Origin of the sequence: Paenibacillus dendritiformis, from assembly GCF_015845845.1 — a bacterium.
GTDB classification, from domain to species: Bacteria; Bacillota; Bacilli; order Paenibacillales; family Paenibacillaceae; genus Paenibacillus_B; species Paenibacillus_B dendritiformis_C.
Map to the genome: position 1 here is coordinate 1 of NZ_LDIG01000154.1, position 10,387 is coordinate 10,387.

The window sequence follows — 10,387 nt, forward strand, 5'->3', positions numbered from 1 at the left end:
CAAAGTCACTTTTCCCTTGACAAAGTAGCCCCAGGTACGCGTAGACCACATCCGGGTGAGTGACCGTGGGTTGATGTACACCGGGAAGCGAGGAACGAGTCAAGCGCTTGGCAATCTGGGTATGGGAAAGGAGCAAGCCAATGAGGGCAAGACCGGAATGAGCGGTCAGCATCTCCACGGACTGATCCAGTTGAAAACGTACGGGTTTCATCAATGGCACCTCCGGGGTGAGTTAAAGAAATACGGGAATTCTTCCCTTTTTCCTTATTTTACTTTACCGGCGGCTCATTTTCTAACTTTTCTATGATTTCATTTCACGGATTCAGGTTGAAATAAAATATCCCGCGATTCTTCCATAAATCCTTTGCCTCTAAGCTCGCACGCCAATGCATTCAACCTGTCGAGTGCTTCCTGCTTGGTCGAATACGGCTCATAGGTCGGATTCATCGTCTTTCTATCCGGGTACAGCCCGCCTTTAATGATATTAAGGATACAAGTCTGCGTTCCTTCCGTAATCGTCAAATGCCGATAATCTGTAAAGGTCTTTCCCTGCTTGGTTAAGACCGTTTCCGTATTTGCCGTCATGCTGACCCCTCCCAATCCGTGCCCTCGTAACGGTCACGCTAATCCCAACCTTTGTAATTCTTCTGCCCGAGATCGCGTTATATGGGAATCCAGCTAAGTGACTAATATCTGTGGAGGAAGATGCCAGCTACCAAAAAACCAGCTAGATATCCCCGCCACCCCATCTTACATTTTGATGCAATTTTCTGCAAAAATTTGAGCCATATCTGCAATAGAATATTTCCCATTCACAATGTCTACCATGAAATTCACTGCAAATTCCCGTTCCATTTTTAGATGATAGCCATTAATTTTAAGGAATGATTTTACAGATAAATAAGCCGTTCGTTTATTGCCATTATGAAAGCAATGGTTTTTAGCCAAAGAATCAACCAACGCAGCTGCTTTCTCAAATAATGTTGGATACGCATCCTCGCCAAATACACTTTGCTGCGGCCTATGAACGGCAGATTCAAGAAGAGAATGATCTTTAACGCCCGCTTGTTCCATATCGCGCATCTGCTTCATCATGAAGTAGTGTCCGGCCACCACTTCTTCTTTGGTCAAATACTTTACCATTTATCGGTCCCTTAGGTCATTAAATATGTCCTTATCCTCATGAAAAACATCATAAAATGCTTCTAACACTTCAGGCCGCACATGTTCAGGCAAATTCGATTTCCAAACCTTTTTGATTACGATTTCTCCCTGGTCATTTTCGAAAAATTCAATCTCGTCACCCTGTGTAACATTCATTTTTTCTGCAAGTCTCTTTGGTAAACTAATCCCTAAACTATTGCCCATTCGGCCTATTTTGCGAGCGTATCGAGTCCTCTTCGTTGTGTCACGGTCTTTTTCCATATTGACCACACCATTCATCATAATGTTCTCTCCTCATAGTATGATCCAAGCGTACAAAATTATACCTTACTAATGTAATAACTTAATAACATTCTAACAGAAAATACGAAGGAGTAAAGCAAAAACCCGACCTCATTCAGTCGGGTTTTTCATGGTGGAGACGGGGGATTGGAACACCTGTTCGAAAATTTACGCTGAAGCAGTCGACTATCTGTTATCGGCTGGCTAGACTACCGATCATTTCATGGCTTCGATGGTGCCTTCACGCAGATATTTAATCTGATTAACGATAAATAATATAAGTTAACCGGATATTACACTGCCGCCGATTCTGTTCCCTTATCGAAAGTGTATGAATGCCCAAAGTAGGCGGCTGTAGGTACCATAGGCGAATCCCCAACATAATATAATGCAAAATAGTTACAACGAAGGAGAATAATCAATGTATCAATACGAGTTCGGTCAATCCAATTACGCTCCATCCGGTTACGACCCGTATGGTTACGGTCAATTTGGTGGGTATTATCAACTTGATTATCCTTCCGACATATCCGGCGTCCCATTTCGACAGCAAGATTTGGGCATTGAATGGCATGAACAAGAAGGCCCAGGAACACTCTCCAGAGATGGGCGTACGGTTAGCGGGACTTATCGATGTATCCGAGGAGGAGGCACTTGGACGGCCACAATCATTCGGCGCGAGAGAATCGATTTGGGCAGGGTCTGGTATGAACAAGAAGGCGGCTGGAATGGTGTGTGGCGGCGCCGGGGAGACACCAACATTTTCGATGCAAGATGGACTATGCCTGGGGCACCGGATATTACGGCTGTATTGACGATCAACCTATTCGGCAACAACGTCCAGGTTTTGCGCAGAAACAGCAGCGATGGAAATGACTGTGCCTACACCGGCACCATCGCTGGGGACGGCAGAACGGTTACAGGCACTTACACATGTACTCAAGGCGGAGGGTCTTGGAGAGCCACTATAACTTTTTGAATTAGCTGCGAGGGACTGCCCAAAGAGGAGCAGTCCTTTGTGTTTATGTTAGAGCCTCCTTATCGAAGACCGTTTTACCATGTAAATTATACCGAATGACCAACGCCTCACAGGCTTGTACGGGTGTAATCACATTGGATATCCCCCGAATCAGAATCGTTTAATCTTTCGCAGCTCATCGATAAGAGCAGGCCGATTGGGATAAGTGGAGCATAACTGTTCAATAACCTTTTCCGCATGGGCTGCCCCGCCTGCTTTAATGAGGTCACGAATCATTCTGCATCCTTTCTGATATTGTTTTCGATTGGAAGCGCGGGCGATTTCCTCTGATATGGTTTGTGTAAATAAAACAAAGACCTCTTCTGCATATTTACTTACGAGGTATGGATAGTAGTCCAGTACCGTTCGCTTGTTCTTACGAACATAATTCAGTAATTTCTCCGTTTCCTTCTCTTCAATAAGCACTCGGGTGTATAAGGACTCCGTTCGCCAATTCCTGTTGTATTCGTCTTCCAATTTGGCTAATAACCTCTCATATGCCTCTTCCCATTCATCTCTGCTGTATAATTCTTTTAACATCATATAATAATGATAATCCCCTGACACTGCGAATTCCTCTGCAAGCTTCTTTTGAAGATCCACTTGACGAGTATGCCCATAAATTTCGAAGCGATACTCCTCCCATTGTTTAACAAGGCCGCGGTAGCCTTTTTCAGCGTCTTGTTGTTCTCCTTGCTCGGCAAGCTCCAGCGCTCGATCGAATTCCTGTCTCTTGATAGCATCTTCAATCGCCATTTTGCGAAAGTGCGGATTGTCGAGGTGGTCTTGTAAAAATTGCAATGCTACACTGTCACCTTCAAACTTCTGAATGACTTGGTATCGAAGTATAGCTGCATGCTCTGTAAAAAAAGTACCGGAGAAGGATTGACTTTTTTCATGCGCCTCTAATTTAGCGATCAACTCACCCCATAAATCCTTTTCCGCAGAAGTGGCCATCAAATAACTTGCACTTTCCAGAAGAGACAATTGCCACTCATTCCAGCCCTTTGTATTCGGATGGAGCACCTCCTTGAGAACTCGTTGAAATAGGACGGCTCTATCCTTAGAGGAGCTATTTTCTAGTTGAACTGATATACGATGAACATTGTTTAAACATTCCTGAATTAGACCTCCGACGATTCCGCCGGAATCATCACACATCTGCAGCAAATCTCCCATCTCATGCATAATGCAAAAATTAATTTCAGCAGCACGAACGTAATTTCCGCTCTCCAGCGCTTCCTCCGCCTTCTTCAGTATGCTTTCGGCACCCGTGACAGCGTTGGTAACATTCCGATAAGCAACAAAGCCAGAACGATCAGAGTTTTGTTTAATAGAGTTACGAATTATTTTTTTAAAATGGTTTACACTTTCCTTTTCACCGGTGTCTATAAATTTCAGTGAGAGCGCTTGCTCTACTTCCGTGATTTCGTTAGAGAAATGGACAAGAAGCGCGACCAACTCGTCCTTACTGAGCTTGGACAAATGGTCAGCCATACTCTTTTTATTTGCAGACTTGCCTTTAGAATCGGATTCCGCCTTCTTTTTTTGGGAGGCATGTCTGATTGCCAAAAGGACAGCTGCGACATGCTTACAAATGGGGCCTTTGCCATAGGGGCAATCACAGAATGTATGGACGACTTCCCCACGCGAACTAAGCTTAATTTCGACATTGTAAAACACGACCCCCTCCACCTCGGCGTGGTAAACCCGGGGCTTCACTTCACGAAAAGCAACGATATGACCGTTTTCCCAGTAGACTTGTCCCCGCTCCATAATGAGTGGATCGATCACATTTTCCATTTCCTTCAACTTCATTTTGTTCACCCGCTTTCTCTTTATTGGTAAACTAAAACTCAATATCGAATCGATTCCGCTTTTCATTAACATAACCTTATTTACAAGTTACCGTAAGTTCACACAAGCTCGCAAGTTATCCCAGGTAACATTCTTCTGAAAAGTTCAGAGGTGCGCCCGTTGCCACACTACTTTTCCGAAGCGGTCACACTTGGCATTAGCTCACAGCAGGCGCTCGCCCTCCCCCCGCTCGTGGCTTCCACCCTAATGATGACGCCCGTGCTGGGCGTAGACGCAAAAAAGCGACCTTCGCGAGGTCGCTTTACCACTCCAACTAGGCATGCAGTTCCAGCGTTCGTTGGTGTACTATACAATTACTTTTCGTCCGCTTTGCCGGTTAACGCCATGTCCATTCTGTTCATCATTTATTTTACCAGCAGGTACTGCCCTCTCTTTTCCCCAAGTACGTATCGCTTCAATTTGTTCAGGACTTGTTTGTGATAACGGCACAACATTTGTAAAGAAGTTGATAAAAGTTTCGTCTGTAATGGAATTGTCTCCTTTTACAAATGCTTGCTTCACAACATCTCGAACAGCAGCTTCCAAATCTGCACCGGCAAAGCCATCTGAAATTCTCACCAAATGCTGCAATAAATCATTCGATATCGTTCTCTTCAATCCTTTTTCAATATAAATCTTTATGATTTCCTCCCGTTCACTCGCAGTTGGCAAATCCACAAAAAACAGCTCATCGAAACGTCCTCTGCGCAGCAATTCAGGAGGCAGCTTGGATACATCATTTGCAGTTGCAACAACGAATACTCTAGCGAGGCTTTCCTGTAACCAATAAAGGAATTGGCCGACTAGACGAATGGATGTGCCTCCATCTCCTCCACCTACTGCACCGGCAAGCCCCTTCTCAATTTCATCAATCCATAATACGCATGGCGCCACATGATCGGCTGTTGCTAATGCTTCTTTTAAACGATTCTCACTTTGCCCTAAGTACTGTCCATGTATGGTGGATAAATCCAAACGATACAGCGGGAGGTTCCACAAGGAGGCGATAGCCTTAGCGGATAACGATTTACCGCACCCTGGGACGCCAACTAACAAAATTCCTCTTGGCGGGCGAATGCCGCGTTCACGCAAGTCCGCCGTCAGTAACTGTCGGTTAGCTTCAAGCCATAATTTTAGACCATCTAAGCCGCCAATTTGATAGTCCTCTCTTACAATTACTCGTTCAATACCAGAAATATCGGCAAAGATTTTATCTTTGGCATGCATTAATTCCTTTAAATCCTCGTTCATAATGCTGCCGTTAGCTAATAATGTTGCAATAACATTTTCGGCCTCAATTTGGCTTATGCCCGCAAGTATAGCAGCCGCTTGTCTCTCCTCGGCATCTTTCCACTCAATTAACATTTCACTTCGATAAGGATTTATCTGATCCCGAATAATATCCAGCATTTCATCCTCATTAGGTGGAGACAGGGTAATCGACATGCCTAGACGCTGCAGCGGTCCCCAGACAGGATTGTTTGTAATAACAACGATAGCCCCGCCTGTTTCCGTAGCGAGCATTACCGCATCTTGCAGTTGTCTTGCCATTCGGGTGTCATCTTCGAGTTCTTGCACTTCTGTAAAAACAAACGTTTGATTTTGCAGTTGACCTATTTTTTGTGTCACATAATCTAATCCACCAATAACCGAACGGTCCTCATTGAGAAGCCGATTTGTTGATATATCTCTCATGCCTTGGGATAACGTATGGTAGCCAATATTTAAATTTAACTTTGTTGATAAGTGGGCTATAAAGCTAAGCGCACGAGATCGTTCCGCAGTACGTATAGAAATAAAGGGAATTCTCGCCTTCAAATATTGCTCCATGGTTTTCATGCATGTTTGGAGATCACTCATTTAAAATAGCACCCTTCTTCTGGACTTAAATTGATTAGAATTAGACTCCTTCTGTTCAATCGGCTCACGAGCCGCGGCCGCTGGAGCTTGTGTCTGTTGCTGTATCAAACTGTTATGTCTAATCGTATAAGCAAGTTGACCTGTTCGATCATGCTTTGCGCTCTCTAATAAAGCCTCCTGAGAATCTTCGACATATTTACTTACAACGTTTATCAATGCTTCCTTAATCTCAGTAGGAAAAACAGGAAGGCAGCATAGACGATAAAGCAAACCAAATCGGTGACGGGCATTTACAATAGCCGAAATAATTGCTGTTTCCTCACCACGCGAATGATTTAATTCTTGCTGAAATAGACGTGTCGTATACTTTAATTTGTATTCAATTACATCGAAGGTGCAATTCACAATTTTATCAGCTACACCCGGCGTCCATTCTAATCTTCCTTTTTCTAAAACAGAAATGATCTTCTCATCTTCCTGGCCCGATTCTTTCAGTTGATGAAACAGCTGCGCCCATTCAGAATAATAGTTTGGAGGATTCATAGCAGTTTTGAGCTCCGTCTACGAACTAATACTGCCGGCGGATTCAAATCCCATGCAGGAAAGCTTTCCGCTAATGATTGATTTATCGTTTGCCTCTGCAGTTCTTCCATTTTCAGATCCAGCTTCGCTTGCATTTGGGCAGCGGGCTCTGTAGAGGAATTCTGAATGATTGGCTTACTTCTATTTAACATCAAAATTTCACTCCTTTTAATTTGACGAAATAACAGCTCTAGCAGAATCAAAGGTCGAATATGTATATTGCTCTGGTGTAACTTGATCAAGCAGTTCATCTATTTTACCTGCATTTGCATCTTCCGTCTCGTAATCACGGCGGTAATCCACAATGTCACTTAAAGTGGCAACTAAAACTTGCTTATGATTTGCGAAAAGCTCCTCATAATTTCTCTCAATTATGTTTACATTCTTTTTCACATTCCACATACCATTTATGAAGATAAACAAACAGATTGCTGAAGCAATAAATAAAAATAACGTGCCTATACCGAGTACAAAGAAACCAATACCGGCAACTAACGACATCCAATGTTTAGCACCAAGCTTGTTTCTTCTTAATGCGTCCTCTTTTTTCAATTGGATATGCTGTTGTAGACTGGAGATCAGCTCTTCCTCATTGCTTCCGTCCCTCGAAGTGCCCGTCCAATCGTCCAATTTGATCTCAATATCGATAGGAACCGCATTACGATTTTCGGCAGTCAAATCATCATGGGCATGTTTAATCCATTCTTTTGATAATGCTATGGCCAGCTTTTGGGTAGCAACAGATGCGTTTGATTCTGTTGGATACATGGAGAAGTTCGTTAGCAACTGGGTAAAATCAACTTTTTCCTCAATGACCTTTTCGTTAGCGAACAAATTTTGAGCCGAACTTTTATCTCCATCTTCTTTTATAATTAATTCATTCAATCGTTCTTCACGGCGCAGCGGTAATTCTTCTTCATCGAATTCACGAACTAAAATGTCGAGAAGTTGGTCTACGGCAAAAGCCAAATTTTTAGAAGGAATAATGTCTTGGGTAAGTATAAAATTAAAATATTGAAATATAATATTATGCAGCTTTGCACCCTCAAGCGCATGCTGAAGCTGTGGCCACGTTGGACTATATTTTTGCAAATGAATAAATTTGGAAGAATCCAGCTTTTCTTTACGTGACAAAAGCGCCATTTTCCATTGCTCTCGCTGCGTTTCTATAAAACCTGCTTTTTGCGAAAGCTCGTCTAGCCAGCTTTTAATTAATAAGCCGCATTTCACTCTAGCTTCTGGGCCAAAAATTCCGTTAGAAAAGCCATCAATCAAAACAACGATTTCTCTTTTTAGCTCATTCGGATCTTGCTGACCAAAATATCGTTCCAACCAAGTGCGGCTTGATTGATAACGTCCTCCTCGACGTGCAACCAATGCAAAAAACAAGGATGTCTTTTCATCATCTCTTCGCAACGCTTCAATAACTGCCTTCTCAGCCAGCTCCTTTTTATCACTAAGCCATGCGGATAGTGCGATTAGGCATGGCGCCAGCCAATACCGTGGGGCAGCCAGCAGCTGCTCTTCCGATGCATTCTCGATTGTATCCTTACGCACCAAACTGGTGTCGACGGCTTGCAATATTCCAATCGCTCTTCGACGAACATCCTCATAGTGACCGTATTTATTTTCCAGCTCTTGTCTAACCTTAACTAATCTCATTTCTGCCAACTGGACATTTTTGATCAAAGCATCCTGACGAACATATTCACGAAACTCTTCTGCAAGCTGTTCTAGATCGCTCTGCGTCACTTCCAGTTGCTGTTCTACTGTAGCAACCTGATAAGCTACTACATTAATATTGTCATTAATAGCGCTTAACGAATTTTCTATCCGACTCAAGTTAGCCGTTGAGATCGTTTGATTCGACATTGATTATCTACTCCTTAATCATAGATACTTCACCAGAGCGGGATACGGCGCACATCATATTCATAAATACCTCGATGTAGGCGTAGCCAGGATGCATAGCCAGCCTTCTGGCTTTTTCCATTCCATTAGGCAATATTTCTCCTCGCTTATAATGATCGATAATCTGTAATCTAGCATCTAGCGAGTGGACTTCATAAGGATTCCCCAAGTAACACTTACTCACAACACCTAACGGAAGTTGATCTCCCGCTAACTCAGGAAATTCACTGGCTATTTGATCAATAAACTCTTGAACTTTCTCCTTTGTGGCAACCACACCGCTAGCATCCAGCTTGGTCATCGCTTCAACGAAAGCGCTTGAGCGTTTTGAGCGCAATCTTTTTTCCAGCGCCACTCCTTCCAAGCGAACTACAGCATGCTGCCTGGGCGCAACATCTAGATTAGTAGTAGTTTCAGCCCGTGTATTAAGTCCTAATATCGATCTCCGCATAGTACCTCCAGGAACTGAATGATGGTTAGTTTTAGTATATCATGGAACATGATGGATGAATATGTTGAACTTCGCTTTATTCAACACTTCAGATTGGATAACTTTGTAAACTCTTAGCGACATTTTATACTGTGAACAAAGTGAAGATATCACCTTATCGAAAACGCAAAAAAACCTTGGTATTATCCCTTCTAATAGTCAAGAGCAAAAAGACATCTATTAAGATGGACTTAATCTTGTTGAAGGGTGGGGATTTTCCATGGCCAAAAACGAAATTTCCCAGTATAGAGAAGAGATGGCATATCTACGTGCGGAGATTGAATTTTCTCATTTATAACGGATAAGATATATGGTTGTACTTGAGGTAGCTTTTTTGTACGTTACAATTTTGAATAAACAGCGATATATGAAATAAAGGATTAATAATATGAGAAGGACATGCATCTCAATTTGAAATTAATGCATTAATTATGCGATTTAATCATGGTTATGTAGGTACGAAGAGAAAATTTTGGGCTCTTCGCTCTACTGGGTGGGTACAGTGTTGAATATTAGTTTAATAACCCCTTCCGCCATCAGCATATCAACCGGTGACGGTTGCATTCGATAAGAATACCTGCTTTATAACGATTGGGATTTCGCATAAAGTAATGGCGACGTTGAAACGCTTTAATGCGATTATGACGGCCTTCTACGGTCGCGTTTGTCCAGCGACATTGATGATAATTCACGATTTCCTCTTTCCAATTTCGCATCGTCCCCAGCGTGCTGCGTACCGTTGCATGGTCGATCTGATCGCCTTGCTCGCACCAACGCTCAAATCCGAGTCGGGCAACAGCATAGCTGGGCGAGCGGTCATACCAAGTTGTGAAGGCTTCTTTCCACTCCCACACGCTGCGCAGAAGCGAAGAATAATTCAGTAGCGTTTCCAGTCGTTTTCTGCTTTCTTCACTCAGCGATTCCGCTGGAGGATTCAGCAAACGATGGTTCGCTTTCAAATACGCTCGCGCTCGCGGCGATAAGGTATGCTGAACCGTTTTTCGAACTTCTTGCACGCTTTCGATTACATAACCGTGGACATGAAAGCGATCTGCGATGCGAATCGCATTCGGGAAACACTCGCTGATCCAGGTATGGTAAGCCTGGGCCAAATCCATGACCACTGCTTTGGGATTCAGCCGAAGGAAGTCGGGATGCGCCTGGGCATAGGCACGCAATTCCTCCAGTTTCCTACCCGGCAGCAGATCCAGCATCGTTTCGCC

9 protein-coding genes and 1 pseudogene are annotated in these 10,387 nt (G+C 43.4%); all 10 read right to left on the minus strand.

What is annotated here, in order from left to right:
* Positions 1-211: pseudogene (locus tag ABD76_RS15245) on the minus strand (IS1380 family transposase); the annotation flags it as partial.
* A gap of 98 nt (positions 212-309) precedes the next feature.
* Positions 310-585: a hypothetical protein gene (locus ABD76_RS15250; RefSeq protein ID WP_197258121.1), complete on the minus strand. Its 276-nt coding sequence runs from the start codon at positions 583-585 to the stop codon at positions 310-312.
* A 165-nt stretch (positions 586-750) separates the two neighbouring features.
* Positions 751-1,143 (minus strand): type II toxin-antitoxin system death-on-curing family toxin, encoded by a 393-nt coding sequence (locus ABD76_RS15255; protein WP_197258122.1) that lies wholly within the window; start codon positions 1,141-1,143, stop codon positions 751-753.
* On the minus strand, positions 1,144-1,446 hold the full coding sequence (locus tag ABD76_RS15260; RefSeq protein ID WP_006285820.1) for an AbrB/MazE/SpoVT family DNA-binding domain-containing protein: 303 nt from the start codon (positions 1,444-1,446) through the stop codon (positions 1,144-1,146).
* Between the two features lie 1,129 nt (positions 1,447-2,575).
* Complete coding sequence (locus ABD76_RS15265) at positions 2,576-4,282, minus strand: SWIM zinc finger family protein (protein ID WP_197258127.1); 1,707 nt, start codon at positions 4,280-4,282, stop codon at positions 2,576-2,578.
* A 345-nt stretch (positions 4,283-4,627) separates the two neighbouring features.
* Positions 4,628-6,181 (minus strand): AAA family ATPase, encoded by a 1,554-nt coding sequence (locus tag ABD76_RS15270; RefSeq protein ID WP_197258123.1) that lies wholly within the window; start codon positions 6,179-6,181, stop codon positions 4,628-4,630.
* Complete coding sequence (locus ABD76_RS15275; RefSeq protein ID WP_197258124.1) at positions 6,182-6,724, minus strand: hypothetical protein; 543 nt, start codon at positions 6,722-6,724, stop codon at positions 6,182-6,184.
* 207 nt (positions 6,725-6,931) lie between these two features.
* Positions 6,932-8,635: a hypothetical protein gene (locus tag ABD76_RS15280; RefSeq protein WP_197258125.1), complete on the minus strand. Its 1,704-nt coding sequence runs from the start codon at positions 8,633-8,635 to the stop codon at positions 6,932-6,934.
* Positions 8,636-8,642: 7 nt separating this feature from the next.
* The gene (locus tag ABD76_RS15285) at positions 8,643-9,029 is read right to left on the minus strand and encodes a hypothetical protein (protein WP_338125128.1); all 387 of its coding nucleotides are present in this window, start codon (positions 9,027-9,029) and stop codon (positions 8,643-8,645) included.
* Positions 9,030-9,700: 671 nt separating this feature from the next.
* Positions 9,701-10,387 (minus strand): transposase (locus ABD76_RS15290; protein ID WP_197256362.1); only part of this gene is annotated, 687 nt, incomplete at its 5' end.